Source organism: Micromonospora desertarenae (genome assembly GCF_056150265.1).
In genome coordinates this window covers 121,618-139,626 of record NZ_JAXCFQ010000007.1, presented here as the reverse complement: position 1 = coordinate 139,626, position 18,009 = coordinate 121,618, and the positions used below count along the sequence as shown (strand labels likewise).

Annotated in this window: 12 protein-coding genes; 4 read left to right on the top strand and 8 right to left on the bottom strand. The window is 73.3% G+C overall.

Annotated features, from left to right (window positions below; genetic code table 11):
* The first annotated feature begins 74 nt into the window (after nt 1-74).
* Nucleotides 75-3,212 carry a BTAD domain-containing putative transcriptional regulator gene (locus tag SM577_RS16935; protein ID WP_474587311.1) on the top strand — a complete coding sequence of 1,046 codons (3,138 nt, stop codon included), beginning with the start codon at nt 75-77 and terminating at the stop codon, nt 3,210-3,212.
* On the opposite strand, the gene SM577_RS16930 is transcribed toward SM577_RS16935, so the two are convergent.
* From SM577_RS16930 to SM577_RS16915, 4 genes are all read right to left on the bottom strand, one after another.
* A complete protein-coding gene (locus SM577_RS16930) occupies nt 3,196-3,942 on the bottom strand; it encodes an ABC transporter permease (protein WP_474587310.1) in 747 nt (248 codons plus the stop codon). The genes SM577_RS16935 and SM577_RS16930 overlap by 17 nt on opposite strands.
* Nucleotides 3,939-4,880 (bottom strand): ATP-binding cassette domain-containing protein, encoded by a 942-nt coding sequence (locus tag SM577_RS16925; RefSeq protein WP_474587309.1) that lies wholly within the window; start codon nt 4,878-4,880, stop codon nt 3,939-3,941. The genes SM577_RS16930 and SM577_RS16925 overlap by 4 nt, the downstream gene beginning before the upstream one ends.
* A 124-nt stretch (nt 4,881-5,004) precedes the next feature.
* Complete coding sequence (locus SM577_RS16920; RefSeq protein WP_474587440.1) at nt 5,005-5,730, bottom strand: maleylpyruvate isomerase N-terminal domain-containing protein; 726 nt, start codon at nt 5,728-5,730, stop codon at nt 5,005-5,007.
* A 2-nt stretch (nt 5,731-5,732) separates the two neighbouring features.
* Nucleotides 5,733-7,013 carry a low temperature requirement protein A gene (locus SM577_RS16915; RefSeq protein ID WP_474587308.1) on the bottom strand — a complete coding sequence of 427 codons (1,281 nt, stop codon included), beginning with the start codon at nt 7,011-7,013 and terminating at the stop codon, nt 5,733-5,735.
* Nucleotides 7,014-7,148: 135 nt separating this feature from the next.
* Between SM577_RS16915 and SM577_RS16910 the strand changes: the two genes are divergently transcribed.
* The gene (locus tag SM577_RS16910; protein ID WP_474587307.1) at nt 7,149-7,601 is read left to right on the top strand and encodes a YbhB/YbcL family Raf kinase inhibitor-like protein; all 453 of its coding nucleotides are present in this window, start codon (nt 7,149-7,151) and stop codon (nt 7,599-7,601) included.
* A 6-nt stretch (nt 7,602-7,607) separates the two neighbouring features.
* On the opposite strand, the gene SM577_RS16905 is transcribed toward SM577_RS16910, so the two are convergent.
* Nucleotides 7,608-8,495, bottom strand: coding sequence for a phosphatase PAP2 family protein (locus tag SM577_RS16905; protein ID WP_474582618.1), 888 nt, complete (start codon nt 8,493-8,495; stop codon nt 7,608-7,610).
* Between the two features lie 159 nt (nt 8,496-8,654).
* Here SM577_RS16905 and SM577_RS16900 point away from each other — a divergent pair, with 159 nt between their 5' ends.
* Nucleotides 8,655-9,344, top strand: coding sequence for a DUF3159 domain-containing protein (locus SM577_RS16900; protein ID WP_474587439.1), 690 nt, complete (start codon nt 8,655-8,657; stop codon nt 9,342-9,344).
* 282 nt (nt 9,345-9,626) lie between these two features.
* Here the strand turns inward: SM577_RS16900 and SM577_RS16895 are convergent, their stop codons facing one another.
* Nucleotides 9,627-12,518, bottom strand: coding sequence for a glycoside hydrolase family 48 protein (locus tag SM577_RS16895; RefSeq protein ID WP_474587438.1), 2,892 nt, complete (start codon nt 12,516-12,518; stop codon nt 9,627-9,629).
* Between the two features lie 951 nt (nt 12,519-13,469).
* Here SM577_RS16895 and SM577_RS16890 point away from each other — a divergent pair.
* Nucleotides 13,470-14,966 carry a GH1 family beta-glucosidase gene (locus tag SM577_RS16890; RefSeq protein WP_474587306.1) on the top strand — a complete coding sequence of 499 codons (1,497 nt, stop codon included), beginning with the start codon at nt 13,470-13,472 and terminating at the stop codon, nt 14,964-14,966.
* A 103-nt stretch (nt 14,967-15,069) separates the two neighbouring features.
* On the opposite strand, the gene SM577_RS16885 is transcribed toward SM577_RS16890, so the two are convergent.
* Together SM577_RS16885 and SM577_RS16880 are read right to left on the bottom strand one after the other, a co-directional pair.
* On the bottom strand, nt 15,070-15,495 hold the full coding sequence (locus tag SM577_RS16885; protein WP_088993029.1) for a roadblock/LC7 domain-containing protein: 426 nt from the start codon (nt 15,493-15,495) through the stop codon (nt 15,070-15,072).
* A complete protein-coding gene (locus SM577_RS16880) occupies nt 15,492-17,993 on the bottom strand; it encodes a sensor histidine kinase (protein ID WP_474587305.1) in 2,502 nt (833 codons plus the stop codon). The genes SM577_RS16885 and SM577_RS16880 overlap by 4 nt, the downstream gene beginning before the upstream one ends.
* Nucleotides 17,994-18,009 lie beyond the last annotated feature (16 nt).

Here is an 18,009-nt window from a genome sequence, read left to right as displayed (position 1 = left end):
CCGCTGCCCGACGGCGAGGCCGGGCAGGCGTCGGCACTGGTTACCTGTTGGACGCCCATGGCAAGATCAGCCGCGTGCAGCTCGGGATGCTCGGACCGTTCGAGGTTCGCCTGGACGACGGCGAGATCGCCGACGTGCCGGGCGCCCGGTTGCGCGGACTGCTGGTCGCCCTCGCGCTCGAACCGGGTCGCGTGGTGCCGAAGGCGACGCTCGTCGACTGGATCTGGGGCGAACACCCGCCCGCCGACGCGGCGAACGCCCTGCACCGCCTGGTCTCCCGGCTGCGCAAGGTGCTGCCGGACGGTTCGGTCGAGGGGCAGCCGGACGGCTACCGCCTGGCGGTGCAACCCGACGCCGTCGACGCGGTGCGTTTCGAACGCCTCGTCGCGCGGGCCCGGGACGACGAGGGTCCGCAGCGGGCACGCCGGCTGCGCGAGGCCCTCGCCCTGTGGCGCGGCGCGGCCATGCAGGACGTCGGCCTGCCCGAGAGCGGGGCGTTCGACGCGGCGGTCGCCCGGCTGGAGAGGCTGCGCCTGGCCGCCCTGGAGGACCGGTTCGACGCGGAGATCGGCCTCGGCCACGGCGCCGACCTGATCGCCGACCTGACCGACCTGGTGGCCGCCCACCCGATCCGGGAGCGGCTGGCCGCCGCGCTGATGCGTGCCCTCGTCGCGGCCGGCCGCGACACCGAGGCGCTGCTCGTCTACCAGCGCACCCGGGAAGCCCTGGCCGACGCGCTCGGGGTGGACCCGTCACCGGAGCTGTCCGCGTTGCACGTCACGCTGCTGCGGGGCGAGTCCGGACGGCGGGAGGAGAACCGGAAGACCAACCTGCGGGCCGAGCTGACCAGCTTCATCGGCAAGGACGCCGATGTCACCGCCGTGGGCAGACTCGTCGCCGAACATCGACTCACCACGCTGATCGGGCCGGGCGGCTCGGGGAAGACCCGGCTGGCCACGGAAACCGCGCGCACCCTGCTGGGTGACCTGCCGGACGGGGCCTGGCTGGTGGAGCTGGCGGCCATCGGCGCCGACGGCGACGTGGCGCAGGCGGCACTGGCCGCGCTCGGCCTCCGGGATGCGCTGCTCGGCGAGACCCCGAACGTGGAGCCGACGGAGCGTCTCGTCGCCGCGATCCGCGAGCGGGAGACGCTGCTGATCCTGGACAACTGCGAGCACGTGATCGAGTCGGCGGCGGCGTTCGCCCATCGCGTGCTGGGTGAGTGCCGGCGGCTGCGGATCCTGGCGACGAGCCGGGAACCGCTCGGCATCACCGGTGAGGTGCTGTGGCCGGTCGTGCCGCTGGCCCTGCCGGAGCGGCACGCCGGTCCCGCCGAGATGGCGTCCGCGCCCGCCGTCCAGTTGCTGCGGGACCGGGCGAGCGCGGTGCGCAAGGATCTGGCGGTGGACGCCCACACGCTGTCGACGATGGTGCGGGTCTGCCGGGCGCTGGACGGGATGCCGCTGGCGATCGAACTGGCCGCGGCCAGGTTGCGCACCATGTCCCTCGATCAGCTCGCCAACCGGCTCGACGACCGGTTCCGCCTGCTGACCGGCGGCAGCCGTACGGCGCTGCCGCGACACCGGACGCTGCGCGCGATGGTCGACTGGAGCTGGGAGTTGCTGACCGACGCGGAGCGGATGGTGCTGCGCCGGCTCTCGGTGTTCGCCGGCGGGGCGAGCCTGGAGGCGGCCGAGCGGGTCTGCGCCGGCGACGCGGTCGAGCCGGAGCAGGTCCTCGACCTGCTCATCGCGCTGGTGGAGAAGTCGCTGCTGGTCGCGGAGGGCGGCGACGCGCCGCGCTACCGGATGCTCGGCACGATCAAGGAGTACGCCGGGCACCGCCTCAGCGACGCCGGGGAGTCGGATCTGGCGCGCCAGGCGCACCTCGCCTACTTCACCGAACTGGCCGAGACCGCGGAGCCGCACCTTCGCCGCGCCCAGCAACTGGAGTGGCTCGCCACGCTCAACGTCGAGCACGACAACATCAGCGCCGCTATGCGGGGCGCGCTCGCGGCCGGCGAGGCGCAGGCGGCGATGCGGCTCGCGGCCGGCGCCGGCTGGTACTGGTGGCTCAGCGGGCACAAGGCCGAGGGCATCGAGCTGCTCATCGCGGCCACCAGGACGCCCGGCGAGGTGCCCGACGAGATCCGGGCCATGGTGTACGCGTTCGTCGTGCTGTTCGTCAGCGGTGGGCGGGGCGACGAGCACCAGGCCGCGGAGTGGATCCACCAGGCCTACCGGCTCAGCCAGCGCAGCCGGTCCCGCAAGCCGCTGCTGGCGCTGGTCGTTCCGCTGGAGCGCATGTTGCAGGCGCCGGACGCGGTCCTGCCCGCCTGGGAACCCCTGCTGGACAGCGAGGACCCCTGGGTACGCGCACTGGCCCGGCTGCAACTGGGCAAGATGCGGATCCTGCTCGGTCACGGCGGGCGGGACGCGGACGCCCACCTCGAGCTGGCGCTGGCCGAGTTCCGGGCGACCGGCGAACGGTACGGGATCTCGTTCGCGCTGACCGAGCTGGCGGACCGCGTCGCCATGCGCGGCGAGTTCGCCGCCGCGTGCCGGCACTACGAAGAGGCGATCGCGATCGTCACCGAGGTCGGCGCCGTCGAGGACGTCATCCGGATGCGGTCCCGGCAGGCGCAGCTGTACTGGCTGCTGGGTGACGAGCAGTCGAGCGCGACCGCCCTGGCCGAGGCGCACCGGTGCGCGGAACGGGTCACCTGGCCGGACGCGCTGGCCCTGCTGGCCCTGTCGAGGGCGGATCTCGCTCGGTGGAGCGGCGACGCCGAGGAGGCGTACCGCCAGCTCGAGGTCGCGACGACCATGCTGGGCGACGACGCGGAGCTGGCGAACGCCCGTGCGGTGACCCACGACCTGCTGGGCTACCTCGCGACCGACCTCGACGAGGCCCGGAAGCACCACGCCGCGGCCTGCCAGGCCGCGGCCGAGACCGGGCACGCCCCGCTGATCGCCCGGATCCTCGTCGGCGTCGCGGACCTGGCGCTGCGCCGCGGCCAGTACGAGCAGGCCGCGCGGCTGCTCGCGGCGAGCACCGGGGTGCGCGGGCTGCCGGATCTGTCGCATCCGGATCTGGCCCGGGTCGAGCGGGTGGCGTGGAGCCGCCTCGGCGAGGTGGGGTTCGTCGAGGCGGCTCGGGTGGGTGCGGAGGTGGGTTGGGGTCAGCTGGTCGAGGTCACGCTCGCTTGTTGAAGGTGGCACGCGCCCACAGGTATCCGACGAGGGCGATGGCGGTGCACCAGGCGACGGCGATGATGGTGTCGGTGGTCGAGGGTGTGCCGTTGAGCAGTCCGCGGAGGGTTTCGATGATGGGTGTGAAGGGCTGGTACTCGGCGAATTCGCGCAGGCCGGGGCCCATCTTGTCGGCGGGGACGATGGCGCTGCTGAAGAAGGGCAGCATGACCAGGGGCACGGCGGCCAGGCCGGCGGTTTCCACGGATTTGGCGGCGAGTCCGAGGGCGACGGTGAGCCAGGCGGCGGCGAAGCCGAGTAGCACGATGATGCCGAGCACGCCGAGCCAGTCGAGCAGACTCGCCGAGGGGTTGAATCCGAGGAGGAAGGCCACCGCGATCAGGGCGGTGATGGCGACCAGGTTGGTCAGCACGGTGGCGACGACGTGGCCGGTGAGCACCGCGCCGCGGGAGACGTGCATGACTTTGAACCGGTTGATGATGCCTTTGGTCATGTCGGAGTTCACCGCGGTGGCGGTGGCGCCGAGGCCGTAGCAGACGGCCAGCAGCATCAGTCCGGGTGTGGCGTAGTCGATGTAGTCGACCCCGACGCTGAAGGCGTCGCCGAACATGTACACGAACATCAGCATGATCACGATCGGCATCAGGACCGCGTTGAACACCGAGGTCGGATTCCGGGTGATGTGCGTGAAGTTGCGACGCAGCATGACCATCGCGTGGGACGTGCTCATTTCGCGGTCACCTCCGTGGTGCGGCCCGTGAGGGCGAGGAAAACATCGTCGAGGTCGGGGGTGTGCACGGAGAACTCCTCCGCGCGCAGGTGGTACTCGTCGAGCCGGTCCAGCAGCGCCCGCAGCGACGCCGTCCCGCCGTCGCTGGGCACCCGCACGGTCAACGCCTCCTCGTCGCGCGCGGCGTCGGGGAAGATCCGGCCGGCCGCGTCGAGGTCCGCGGCGGTGGCCAACCGCAGCCGCACGTGCGTTCCCGGGATCTGGCGCTTGAGCTCGTCGGGCGTGCCCTGGGCGACCAGCCGCCCCTGGTCGAGCACCGCGACCCGGTGGGCCAGCTGGTCGGCTTCCTCCAGGTACTGGGTGGTGAGGAAGACGCTCACCCCGTCGGCCACCAGATCCCGGATGATCGACCACATGGTCCGGCGGCTGCGCGGGTCCAGCCCGGTCGTCGGCTCGTCCAGGAAAATGATCCGCGGGTTGCCGACCAGCGTCATCGCCAGGTCGAGCTTGCGGCGCATACCACCGGAGTACGTCGACGCGGGCTTACCCGCCGACTCGGTCAACTCGAACCGCTCCAACAACTCCGCCACGACCCGCTTACCGTCCCGGGCCGGCACCCGACCCAGGTCCACCATCAACTGCAGGTTCTCCCGCCCGGTCAACAACTCGTCCACCGCCGCGAACTGACCAGTCACCCCGATCACCGACCGCACCGCCCTCGCCTCGGTCGCCACATCGTGACCCGCCACCCGCACCGACCCACCGTCAGCCCGCACCAACGTCGTCAACACATTCACCGTCGTCGTCTTACCCGCCCCATTCGGACCCAGCAGAGAGAAGATCGTGCCCGCCTCGACCCGCAGATCGATGCCATCGAGCACCACCCTGTCCCCGAACGCCTTCCGCAAACCGGAAACCTCAATCGCTGAACTTGTCATGCGACCACGATCGCCGGGTGATCTGTCACCGCCCTGTCATGCCGCTGACACGACCACTGACACGGCTGGCCGGGGCGGGCCGGGCGACCCGCTCCGACTCGGCCATCGAGCCGCCGGGCGGTGATCAGCCGGCGAAGGAGAGCCAGCGGAAGCCGGCGGCGTCGGCGGTCGCCCGCTCGGCGTCGGTGAGGTCGACCCGGCCGGTCGCCTTGCGGATCAGGGTCAGCCGGTCCCAGCCCAGCTCGGCCGGGACCGGGTGGCCGCCGGTGAGCAGGCCGGCGACGACCTCCGCCGCGGTCGGGGTGAGCCACGGCGACCGGTCCAGCGCCGCCGCCAGGTCCAGGCCGTGCACGGCGACCTCCACCACCCGGGTACGCAGGAACTCGCCGAGCGCCATCGCGTCGCCGTGCCGGGTGCGTACCACGCGGCCGGGCGGCTGGGCGTCGACCGCGTCGAGGGTGGCCCGCCAGGCCCGGTCGAAGTCCGCGACCAGGGCGGCGCCGTCGAGTTTCCGCGCCTCCCGCCGGCCGGCGTCGATCCGGTCGGCGTCCACCGCCGGGGCGAACTTGGCCGCGCCGAAGTAGCCGGCGGCGTCCACCTCGGCGCGGGCCGGGGCCGGCGCGGCGAGCATGTCGACCAGCCGCCCGGCGCCGGTCCGCACGTGCGCGAGCAACTCCCGCACGGTCCACGGCGCGCAGCCGGTGGGCCGGTCGAAGTCTGCCTCGTCGAGGTCGCGCAGCGCCTCGCCCAGCCGGGCACACTCGTCCCGGAATCCCGCCCGCACGGTCTCCACCGGTCCCCCCTCCGCCGGTCCGTACCCTCTCACATCGTCCGGAGCCTGGAAGCCCATGGTCAGCCGCGCCGCCACCAGGACCAGTTCGCCCGCGAGTCGGCCGGGTGGGGCGGTTCCGGCGGGCGGCGGGCGGCGCGACGGGTGTCGACGACGGCGATGCCGAACAGCACCAGCGCGGCGGTGATCCCGGCGGCCAGCGGCGGGGCGGCGAGCAGCGGCAGCACGGCGGCCAGCAGCACACCGACGCCGATCCAACGGCGTACGGAAACCCGGGAGAAGACCGCGTGTTCCAGGGCGGCCCGGCCGGCGAGGAAACAGGCCGGCCCGCCGAGGACCAGCACCAGCCACGCCGGGTAGGCCCGGCCGAGGGTGTGGATCTGGACGAGTTCGTGCCCGATCGCCGTGATCACGATCCCGAAGATGATCACCGCGTGGACGGACGCGACGAAGCGCCCCAACCCGGCGGGGTCCCGGGCCGCGGCGACGGCCTCACCGAGCACCAGGCCGGCCCGGTGGAAGTAGATGCGCCACAGCAGGACCACCGTGACGAAGGCGGTGACCAGCGCGGTCGTCGCGTAGCCGGCACCGCGGTCGGGGCCGGTGGAGTAGATGATGCCGACCGCGAGGAACGTCTCGCCGAGGGCGATCAACACCAGCTGCGTGTACCGGTCGGCGAGATGGTGCGGCGCGGCCGTCCACGCCGACGTCCTGCCACGTCCCAGCCGCGGTACCGGCCAGCCCAGCCGGGCCGAGCCGACGTCGATGACCGCCGCCAGGATCCACAGCAGCAGGTGCGCCCGGCCGGGTACGAGCGCACCGAGAATCCAGAACGGTCCCGACCCGGCGAACCAGAGCGCGATCCGCCAGTACACCCGGGCCAGCGGGTGCCCGCCGAGCATCACGGCGAAGATCACCGACCAGCTCAGCTGGCCGAGCACGTACGACAACGCGAAGGGCAGGGCGCCAGCGCCGTCGAACACGTGCTCCACGTTGGCGCCCATGATCAGCAGAGCGAATCCCGTGGTCAGGATCGCCCACTGCGCCGCCGGACCCCGCGGATCGAGGCGCGCGGTCCGGTAGGCGGTGATCGTCCACATCCAGAACAACGGCACGAACATCAGCACCGTACGCCCCAGGGCGGTCCAGCGCCGGGCCACGTCGGGGCTGTCCAGGCCCGGCCCCTCCAGGCCGGTCACCGCGGAGGCCACCAGCCGGTTCAGGGCGAACACCATCACCAGGTCGAAGAAGAGCTCCACGTACGTGGCCTGCTGCGCGCTCTCCGGGCTGCGCAGCAACCCGGCCGCCTGATCCTGCCCCCGGCTCCGCCACGCTCTGCGCACCTGCCCATCGCAGCCGACTTCCGACCGGTTCGTGGCACAACCGCCGGATGCGCTGGTCCCGCGTCCGGTGGCGGGCCGTTTCGGCGCCCGTCCGGCGGGTACGCGCGACCCGGTCGACGGAGAGGAGCGTCAGGGATGGCCGGGATCATGATGCGCAGCCCCGCGTTCAACGACCACGACCGGCTGCCGGACCGGGTCTCCCGCGACGGCGGCAACGTCTCGCCGCCGCTGGAGTGGTCCCAGGTGCCGGATTCCGCCGTCGAGCTGGTGCTGCTCGTGGAGGATCCGGACGCCGGGAAGACGCCGTTCCTGCACTGGCTGGTCACCGGCATCGCGCGGGACTCGGACGGATCGCCGGAGGGCGGCGTGCCGCTCGGTGGCCGGGAGTGGCCCAACGGCTTCGGCGAGCTGGGCTGGGGCGGGCCGCAGCCGCCCCGGGGCGACGACCCGCACCGCTACTTCTTCCGGCTCTACGCCCTGCAACGGCCGCTGGAACTGCCCGACGCGCCGCAGGTGCCCGACGTGTACCGGGCGCTCACCGACAAGGAGTTCGCCAGCGGCACCATGGTCGGCACGTACGCCCGCTGACCGCGGTCAGCCCGGGCGGCGCGGGACCAGCCGGTGCACGACGCCGAGCACCAGCGCCATCACCAGCCCCATCGTGCCGGCGATGCCCGCGGCGCTGCCGGCGTAGCCGACGAACAGCGGCCGCCGGGACAGCTCGGTGGGTGGGGTCCCACGCAGGTCGACCAACCAGGACAGGGCCAGCGCGCAGCCGATCACCGCCAGCGCGCCGCCGACGCCGAGCACCGCCGCGGCGACCCGGTGCGCGTCGGCGGCGACCACCTGCGCCTGTTCGCGCTGGAGGACCAGGAGCAGCAGCCCGGCCAGCGCCGCCCAGACGCCGACCACGAGGAACGCCGCCACCGCGTCGCTGGGCCGGTGCCAGCCGGCGGAGAGGGTGGCCACCCCGGCGACCGCGGCGTAGCCGGCGCCGAGGAAGGCACCGAGCGCCCGGACCTTGCGGGGCAGCACGAGCACCAGCGCCACCGCCACCGAGGCGGCGACCGTGGCGTGGCCGCTGGGCAGGCTGTTGCCGGCGTACGCGCGTTGCAGGTCGATGCCGAAGTCCGGCCGGTCCAGGCCGTACTTGAGCAGTTGGGTGCTGACGTTGGCGCCGACGACCAGCAGGGTGGCCGTGACGGCCAGGGCGATCCGCCCCCGGATCAGGGCGATGAAGCCGATCACCGCGGTGGTCGCCAGCAGGGACACCACCGACATGGCGTTGAGCAACCGGTCCACCGGCTCGTCGATGCGGTCCTGGCCGATCCGGTTGCCGGTCAGCGCGACGGTGTCCACCCACTGGCCCAGCCCGGTGTGCACGGCGACCCGCCACACGACGACCAGGGCCGCCGCCTGGACGATGGCCAGTACGACCAACCAGACCGCCGTCCAACCCCTTGCCGTCGCGCGCACCCGCACACGGTAGCCGGGCGGGTGGGCCGGAACGGCGACGGCCCGCGGGCTGCCACTGCGTCGATTCACCACGTCCGACCGGGTACCCGATAACGCGTCGCGGCTACCACATTAGGTTGGTGTCGACGGTAGGAGGTGACGGTGGCCAGCGGACCGGAGCAGAACCTGCCGCCCACCGACCGGTCCGAGGCGGCGGTGGGCCGGCCGGAGTCGCTCGCCGACCTGCTCGGTGGCCGGCGGGGCGCGGTCGACGCCACCCTGCCGCCGGTGGCGTTCGCCGCCGGCTGGGTGCTCGGCGGGCAGTCGCTCTGGGCCGGGATCGGGGCGGCCGTGGTCGCCGGCACGGCGGTCGCCGGCTGGCGGCTGCGCCGCGGCGACCGTCCCCGGTCGGTGCTGATCGGGTTGCTCGCCGTCTGCGTGGCCGCGCTGATCGCGTTGCGTACCGGCCGGGCGGAGGATTTCTTCCTGCTGCAACTGCTCTCCAACGCGGCGAGCGCGTTGGCCTGGATGGTGAGCATCGCGGTGCGCTGGCCGCTGCTCGGGGTGGTGGTCGGGGTGGCCCTCGGGCAGCGCAGCCGGTGGCGGCGGGATCCGGCGCTGCTGCGCGCGTACGGGCGGGGCAGCTGGGTCTGGGCGGCGAGCTACGTGGTGCGGGTGGCGGTGTTCCTGCCGCTCTACCTCGCCGGCCAGGTGCTCGCGCTGACCGTGGCCCGGGTGGCGCTGAGCTGGCCGCTGGTGGCCACCGCGCTGACGGTGAGCTGGGTGGTGGTGCGCCGGTCGCTGCCGGCGGGCCATCCAGGGCTGCGGCACCCGGTGGACCGGGCCGCCGAGGTGGCGACGGCGCCGGAAAAGTGAGGGAGAGGCCGCCACGGGGGGAGCGGCCTCTCCGGTGACGTACGTTACTCCGTCCCGGCTCCGCGCGTGATCCCGTGACGGCCTCTTTTTTCGGGCTTTTTCGAGCCGCGCGGTGTCCGGGCGGTGGGGTGGGCCGACCGACCCGCTGCGTCGGCCGGATGGCCGGCCCACCCCGGCCTGACCGTGGGCGTCAGGCCGCCTCGCCGACCGGGCTCGGGGTCTGCTCCCGCCGCCCGATCGGCTCCCGGGTGGACGACCGCGCCGTCCACCCGGGACGCCGGTTCAGCCGTTCGGGAACAGGTGTCCGTAGTCGGCGTACGCCATGGCGACGTCGGCCTGCGCCCAGAACCGGTGGTAGTTGAAGGTCGGCTCGGGGCCGCCGTTCAGGTACGCCTGGACCTTGGGCCAGGCCGGGTCGTTCTTGTAGAAGGAACGGATGTCGACGAAGCTCTTGCCGGCGGCGATGGCGTCGCCGTTGGGCATCGTCCCGGTCCAGCCCGGCGGGATGTAGAGCCCCTGGCCGGTGCCGGCGTCGTAGACGTCGTCGAAGCGGCGGTAGTCGCCGCGCTTCTCGGTGGTGGAGACGCCCTGCGCGTCGCTGGCCGCGTGCAGCGCGTCCAGCAGCCCCTTGGCGGTGTTCTTCGCCGCGGTGTTGCCGGACTTGGCCGCGTACGCGATGAGGGTGCGGGCGTAGGCGGCGGCGACGCCGACGTCCTGGCCCCGCGTGGTGACCTCGACGTGCAGGTTGGTGTTGGGCTGCGGGTTGGTCGGGTTCCAGGTGGTCGGCTGGCCGCTCCAGGTCATGTCCGACGGGATCGACCAGTTGGTGCCGAGCGTGGTGTTGGCGATCGCCCACGGCACCCACTTGTCCAGCAGCGCCTTGGCCCGCGCGTTGCCGGTCTGCAGGTAGAGCTCGGCGATCCGCTGCATCGACCAGGCCTGCATGCCGAACCACTGGTTGGACGGCGGGTCGTTGTAGACCGGGTCGACGTCGTAGAACATGCCGTAGAAGGTGGAGGTGCCGGCCGGCGGCTGGCCGTAGTGCCCACCCCAGCTGTTGGTCGCGCCGCCGGCGATGCCGCCCTCGGCGGACTGGAGCCAGGTGTAGAACTCCAACTGCCGCTCGAAGCTCTTGGTCCAGTCGTCCACCGCGGTGGGCGACTTCGGCTTCAGCTCGGTCACGTTGGTCAGCGCCCAGGCCGCGAACGGGTTCTGGTAGCCGAAGTGGTTGTGGCTGGAGCCGATCCGCCAGGACCAGTTCTGGTTCGTCTCGTACGCGCCGCCCCAGGCGTAGTACCAGGACATCAGGTAGTGCGCGGAGTCCCGGCCGGTGCCGGCCGGGCAGGTGGTGGGGCCGACGCAGTTGCCGATCTTCTTGAAGTACTTGTCGAACATCGCGTAGCGCAGGTAGTCACCCATCTTGGCGGCCTTGGCCACGGTGGCCGCCACGTCGGCCGCCTTGCCCTGCTCCTTGGCCCAGGTCAGCGCCCAGTAGGCGGCCTGCACCGCGCGGGCGTCGGCGTCCGGGGCGTTGGTGTACTTCCACTGCTTCGCCGGTGCGTTGGACTCCTTGATGAACAGGTCCAGGTAGCCGTACCGGCCGCCGTGGGCGAAGGTGTCGCAGGACGGCTGCGGCACGGTCTCCCACACCGACTCCTGGGTGCCGCGCTGGAAGGTGTTGATGTACGCCGGCCGGCTGGTGCCGTCGCCGCACCGGCCGTAGCCGTAGGTGTTGTCCACGTCGAGCAGCCAGTGCATGCCGTAGATGTCGCCGGTGCCGTAGGTGGACTGCAACTCGCTGCGCAGCGGGTCCTGGCCGACCGACACCGACGGTTCCAGCTGGGACGGGTACTGGCTGGGCAGGTCGTGCTCGGCGGCGTACTGCGGGGTGCCCGCCGCGCCGGCAGTCGGCTGGTCGGCGTGCGACGGGATGATGTACTTCTCCATCACCGTCCAGGCGTTGTTGAACGGGGCCCAGTTCTGGGTGACCCGGCCGTACTGGGCCTCCAGCCACAGCCAGAAGCTGAACGCCTCGGAGGTGGTCTCGTGGCCGTGGTCGGGCGCCTCGACGATCAGCGTCTCGATGGAGTGGTACGGCACGCCCTCCGGGCTGAAGTAGCCGGAGTTCTTGATCTTGCCGTACTGGGTGAGGAACCGCTCGACGTACTCGTTGTCGCCGCCGGGGGTGTCGTTGTCGATCTCGGTGGCGGTGATCGCCAGCGGGGCGTACCCGGTGGCCGAGGCGGTGAGGGTGGCGGTGCCGCCGACGGTGTCGGCGTCCTCCGCCGCGGCGACGGTGACGTTCACCCCGGTGTTCCAGTTGCTCGGGGTCAGCGTCACGGTGCTCGGCGCGACGGTGATGTCCGCGTCCCCGGTGCGGGCGACGGTCACCGGGACGTTGGCCGTCGGGGCCGCGCTGAGCTTGAGGTTGACGGTGGAGCTGGCGCCCTCGGTCACGCTCACCGAGGACGGGGTGGCCACCAGCACCGGCCCGCTGGCCGGGGTCACCGTGAAGGCCCGCTCCGCGGTGGCGGTCAGGTTGGCGTTGTCGTACGCCTTGGCCTGGACGGTGTAGTCGCCGGCCGGCAGGTCCTCCAGCGTGTAGCCGTACGGGGCCGTGGTGTCGGTGTTGACCAGCAGGCCGTTGCGGTAGAACTCGACCTTGCTGATGGTGCCGTCCGGGTCGCTGGCGGTGGCGGTCAGCGGCACGTCGGCCGGCGCCTCGAACGGGCCGGCGGGCACGCTCAGCCCGACCGTCGGGGGCTGCTGCGGCGTGCCGCCGCAGGTGACGCCGTTGACCGAGAACGAGGTCGGCTTCGGGTTGCTGCCGCTGTACGAGCCGTTGAAGCCGATGCTGGTGCTGGCTCCGGTGCCCAGGTTGCCGTTCCACGCCTCGTTGGTGGCGGTGACCTCGTTGCCGGTCTGGCTCCACCGGGCCGACCAGCCCTGGGTGACCCGCTGGTTGCCGGGGAAGGTGAACTTCAGGGTCCAGCCGTTGATCGGGTCGCCGAGGTTCCTGATGGTGACGTTGGCGGTGAAGCCGGTGTTCCAGTCGTTGGTCGCGTAGACCACGTCGCAGGCCGGGGCGGCCTGCGCGGCGCCGGCCGGCAGGGTGACCCCGCCGACGGCCAGCGCGGTGACCGCGACCATCGCCAGCCGGCGACGTCGTGCCAGATTTCTCATGTGCGCGGTGTCTCCTCGGACCAGGCCGGGGGCTCGAAACCCCGGCGAGGCGCCCGCCCCGACGACGGGGATCCGGGCGCCCGGGATGGTGGTGGCCCCCGGCCCGGGCGGGGTACGGCGTCGACGCCCCTGCTCGGGCGGCGTTCGCCGGCTGGCTCGGGTGCCGTGCCGGACCTGCCGGATGCCCTCGGCGACCCGCGCTCTCGCGCGCTGGCTCCGCGACGCGGTCGATCGACAGTGTGTCATGGAAGCGCTCCCACAACAAGCACGACCCGTCCCGGGCAGTCAGATGTTTCGATCTCGTTTTGGGGCTTTCACAAAGCCGTGACGGGCGTTACAGTCGCAAGCATCGTCGATGGGAGCGCTTCCATCGACAAAGTTCCACCAACAAGATCGACCTGGGGCGAGTCCGCGGACGGACCCCGGGACCAGCCCGAAGGCTGACGGCGGGCCAGCCCGGACGCCGCCGCCAGCCAACGTCCCACCCAGCGGAGGGAGGTGGATCCTCAGCCACTCGCGTGGCCCGGCTCCCGCGCGACACGCACGACAGGGACGCCAAATCCGCTCGTGCGTGCACTGCAACGGTGGGGACGGGGGTTGCCCTCCCCCGTCCCCACACTAAACCCCCCTTCATGACGGGGAAAGAGGCCGATCGGACCGACCGCGACGCCGCCACAGCCGCCTCCGTCCGCGCCTCCCCCGCCTCGCCAGCCCCCCGGCGCCCCACCGGCGCCTCGGCCGGCGCGCCACCCGCGCCCCGGCTCGGTCGCGGCACACCCACCGGCGCGCGCCGCACCCTCCCGCTCCGCCATCCCCGATCGCCGCCGCCACGGCCCGGGACCCCGTCCCGCCCCGGCCGGCGGATGACCGGCTGGCAACGCGTGACTATGCTGGGAGCGCTCCCGGCACCCGCGGCGGCCACGCACCATCAGAGGAGAATCCATGTCGACACTCACCCGGCGGCACCTGCTCCGCCGCGCCGCGCTCTCCGCCAGTTCCGCCACGGCCGCCGGGCTGGGCACCACCACGACCGCCGCCGTGGTGGGCGCCGCCGGCGGCTGCGACGACCCGGACGAGGGCGCCACGGACCCGCGGACGGACAGCGCCGGCGCGCCCGCCGGGCCGCTGCGCTTCCCGCCGGACTTCGGCTGGGGCGCGGCCACCTCCGCGTACCAGATCGAGGGCGCCGCCAAGGAGGACGGCCGCGGCGAGTCGGTGTGGGACACCTTCAGCCGGACCCCGGGCCGGGTCCGCAACGGTGACACCGGGGACGTGGCCGCCGACCACTACCACCGCTGGCGCGACGACCTCGACCTGATGCGCGACCTGGGGCTGCGCAGCTACCGGTTCTCCATCTCCTGGCCGCGCATCCAGGCCGACGGCACCGGCGCGCCCAACCAGCGGGGCCTCGACTTCTACCGTCGCCTCGTCGACGGGCTGCACGAGCGGGGCATCGCGCCGATGGCCACGCTGTTCCACTGGGACCTGCCCCAGGCCCTCCAGGACGCCGGCGGCTGGGAGTCCCGGGACGTCGCCCACCGCTTCGCCGACTACGCCGACGCCGTCTTCCGCGCCCTCGGCGACCGGGTGCCGGTGTGGCTGACCATCAACGAGCCGAAGACCGTCGTGCAGAACGGCTACCTCTCCGGGCACCACGCCCCCGGCCGGCAGGACCCGGCCGCCGCGTACCTGGTCGCCCACCACCTCCAGCTCGCCCACGGACTCGCCGTCCAGGCGCTGCGCGCCGCGGACCGCGCCGGGCGGATCGGTCCCGCCTTCAACCTGCACCCCTGCTACCCCGCCGACGATTCCGCGGCGGCGGCCGCCGCCACCCGGCTCTACGACGGGTACGAGAACCGGCTCTACCTCGACTCCGTCCTGCGCGGTCGCTACCCCGACGACGTGCTGGCCGACCTCGGCCCGGACAGCCGGATGGTGCGGGGCATCCACGACGGCGACCTGGCCGTCATCTCCACCCCGGTCGACCTGCTCGCCGTGCAGTACTACACGCCGATCTACGTCACCGCCGACGGCGGCACGGTGCGCCGGTGGCCCACCTCCGAGGCCGACTGGCAGCAGATCTACCCCGACGGCATGTACGACATCCTGACCCGGGTCACCCGCGACTACGGCCCGATCCCGCTCACCGTCACCGAGAACGGCCTGCCCACCCCGGACGCGCTCGGCCCCGACGGCACCGTCGACGACGCCGGTCGGATCGACTTCCTCCGCGACCACCTGGCCGCCGCGCACCGCGCGATCGGCGCCGGCGTGCCGCTGGAGAGCTTCCACGTCTGGTCGCTGCTGGACAACTTCGAGTGGGCCGAGGGCTACGACCAGCGCTGGGGCCTGATCTACGTGGACTACCCGACGCAGCGTCGGGTGCTCAAGCGCAGCGCCCACTGGTACCGCACGGTGATCGCCCGCAACGGTCTCTGACCGTCGCGGCGACCACCGGCCCGGTCGGCGGGGGCCGGTGGGGATCCGGGACGCGCGTCGCCGGGGCCCGGCACGGGGGTCCGGCGGCGCGCGACCGCCCGCGTCAGCGGGGCAGCGCCTGCTGCAACTCGGCGCGCAGCGCCGGGGTGAGCATCTCCCCCGCCTGCTTGGCCAGCCGCGCCATCTCGTAGCCGACCACGCCGATGTCGGCGTCCGCGCCGGCCAGGGTGGCCAGGATGGAACCGTCGCGCACCTGCATGACCAGGAAGTAGCCGCGCCCCATCTCGACCACCGTCTGCTTGACCACGTCGCCGTCGAACATCTGGGCCGCGCCCGCGGTGATGCTCATCAGTCCGGACGTGACCGCCGCCAGCTTGTCGGCGTGGTCCCGGGGCAGGTGGTCGGAGATGGCGACCAGGAGCCCGTCGGAGGAGACCACCACCGCGTGCGCCACCCCCGGCACCCGCTGCGCGAACGCGCTGACCAGCCAGCTCAGGTCGCGAGCCTCCTGGCTCAACGTCGTCGTCACTGTCGTCCCCCTTCGGTGGGCACGCCGCCGCGCGGCATGGGTATCTCTCGGGTTTCCTCGGCCTCGGCCCGGCGCACGCCGCTGTAGAGCCGCGAGAGCATCCCGCCGACCGCGTCCGGATCCGGTTCGTGACGGATGGGCTGCTGCTCGGGCCGGGCCGATCGGGTGACCGCCGACAACTGCGCCATCGGCACCCGGACCGGCAGGCCGCGGGCGTTGGTGCCGCCGGTCACCGGGACAGGCGGCGGGACGGGGAAGCCGTCCCCGGACGGGGTCGTCGCCGGGCCGCGCCGGGACCACCAGCCGCCGCCGTCCGGCACCGGCGCCGCGGCCGGGGCGAGCACGTCCTCGGCCCGGACCGGCACCGGCCGGTTCGACCGGGGCACGGCCGGATCGGGGCGCCGACCGGCCACCGGCAGCTCGACCGGGCGGGCCCGGTTCGCGGCGGCGATCGCGCCGGTGAGCATCCGGGACGCCCCCGGCGGGTCCAGCTCCGGCCCCGGGTCCGGGGCGAGCAGCTCGCGCGGCAGCCGGATCCGGGCGGTCAGCCCGTCCGCGCTCGCGTGCAGCCGTACCTCGATCTTGTGGCGGGCGGCCAGGTGGCTCACCACGAACAGGCCCATCCGCTCGACGGCGGCGACGTCGGCCGCCGGTGGTTCGGCCAGCACCGCGTTCGCCTCGGCCAACGCGGTCGGGCTCATGCCCAGGCCCTGGTCGGCGATCTCGATCACCGCGCCGTGGCCCTCCGGCCGGGCGGTGACCCGGACGACGGTGTCCGGCCGGGAGAAGGCGGTGGCGTTCTCCAGCAGCTCGGCCAGCAGGTGCACCACCTCCCCCACGGCGTGCCCGACCACGTGCAGCTCGGCCACCGACTCGTGCCGCACCCGCTGGTACTGCTCGATCTCGGCGCCGGCGGCGAGCAGCACCACGGCCAACCGGACCGGCCGGTTCCACCGCCGGGTGGACTCGGTGCCGGCCAGCACCAGCAGGCTCTCGTCGTTGCGCCGCATCCGGGCGGCCAGGTGGTCGAGCTTGAACAGGTTCTCCAGCTGGTCCGGGTCGCTCTCCTCCCGCTCCAGGTCGTCGAGGAGTTCCAGCTGCCGTTCCACCAGCACCTGGCTGCGCCGGGCGAGGTTGACGAACATGCCGTTGACGTTGCGGCGCATGGTGGCCTGCTCGACGGCGACGCTGACCGCGCTGCGGTGCACCGCGACGAACGCCTCGGCCAGCTCGCCGATCTCGTCGAGGGAGCGGACCACGGCCGGCGCCACGTCGATGGCCGGCACGCCCCCGGTGACCGTACGCAGCCGGTCCAGCGCGTCGGGCAGCTCCACCTGGGCGATCCGCAACGCCTGGCTGCGCAGCAGCCGCATCGACCGGGCCACCGAGCGTCCCACCAGGACGGAGATGAGCAGCGCGAACAGCAGCACCGTGACGATCGCGCCGGCGACCAGCAGGGTGGTCCGCAGCTGGCCGTTGCTCGCGCCGTCGGCCTGCCGGACCGCGTCGTCCAGCACCGACACCTCGAACTGCCGGAGCAGCTCCTGGCGGTCCTCGCTGGCCGCCCACCACTCCGGGGCGGGCAGCACCTGCGGTTCGCCGTCGCCCGGCAGGCTGCGCTCCTCCAGCCGGGTGGCGGCGAGGAACTCCGGATCCACCGAGGTCTGGTCGTAGCGGCGGATCTGCTCGGCGGTGGCGGCGACCCGGAACGCGCCGAGCGCGGTCAACTGCTGGGCACGCAGGTCGCTCAGCGCTACCTGGTCCTCCACGTCGTACCGGCCGGCCCGGGCGGCCTCGTAGAGCTCGGCGCGCACCCGGGAGGAGAGCTCCTTGACCCGGGCGAGCTGCACGTAGCGCAGCACCGCGTCGCTGAGCGCCGGGTGGTCGTCGCCGGGCGAGGGCTCGGCGAGCAGGTTGAGCAGCACGTCGATCGCCCGGTGGTAGTTGCTCAGGATGGTGTCGCTGCCCAGCACCGCCGGCGGCACCGCGGCCCGGATGTAGACCACCTGGTCGTACGCCTCGAGCGCCTCGGAGAAGGCGACCCGCCAGGACGCGTCGGCGTCGGTCAGCGGTTCGGCCGCCTGGCGCAGCTCCCGCATCGCCTGGTCGGTGGCGGCCTCCAGCGGCTTCAGCGCGGCGATGGCGACGTCCCGGTCGCCGCCCGCGCCGGCCCGGCGCAGCTCGGCCAGCTCACCGGCGACCCGGTCGCGCTCCTGCTGGAGCCGGTGCACCGCGGCGGTGATCTCCCGGCCGATGCCCACCTGCTCGGCGAAGTCGCTCAGCGCCGTGGTCTGGTTGACCAGCGCGCCGGTCTGCACGCCGGCCAGCACGAGGAACGCCACCGAGGGGACGACCAGCACGGTGGCGAGCTTGGTCCGCATCCGCCAGTCGCGCAGCCGGAACGGCGAGCGGCGTCGGTGCGGCACGACCCGGACGTCGAACCGGCGCCGGCGGTGACTGGACACCGCGCCGTGCGCCCGGTCCGGCCCTGCGCCCACACCTGCCTCCTACGTT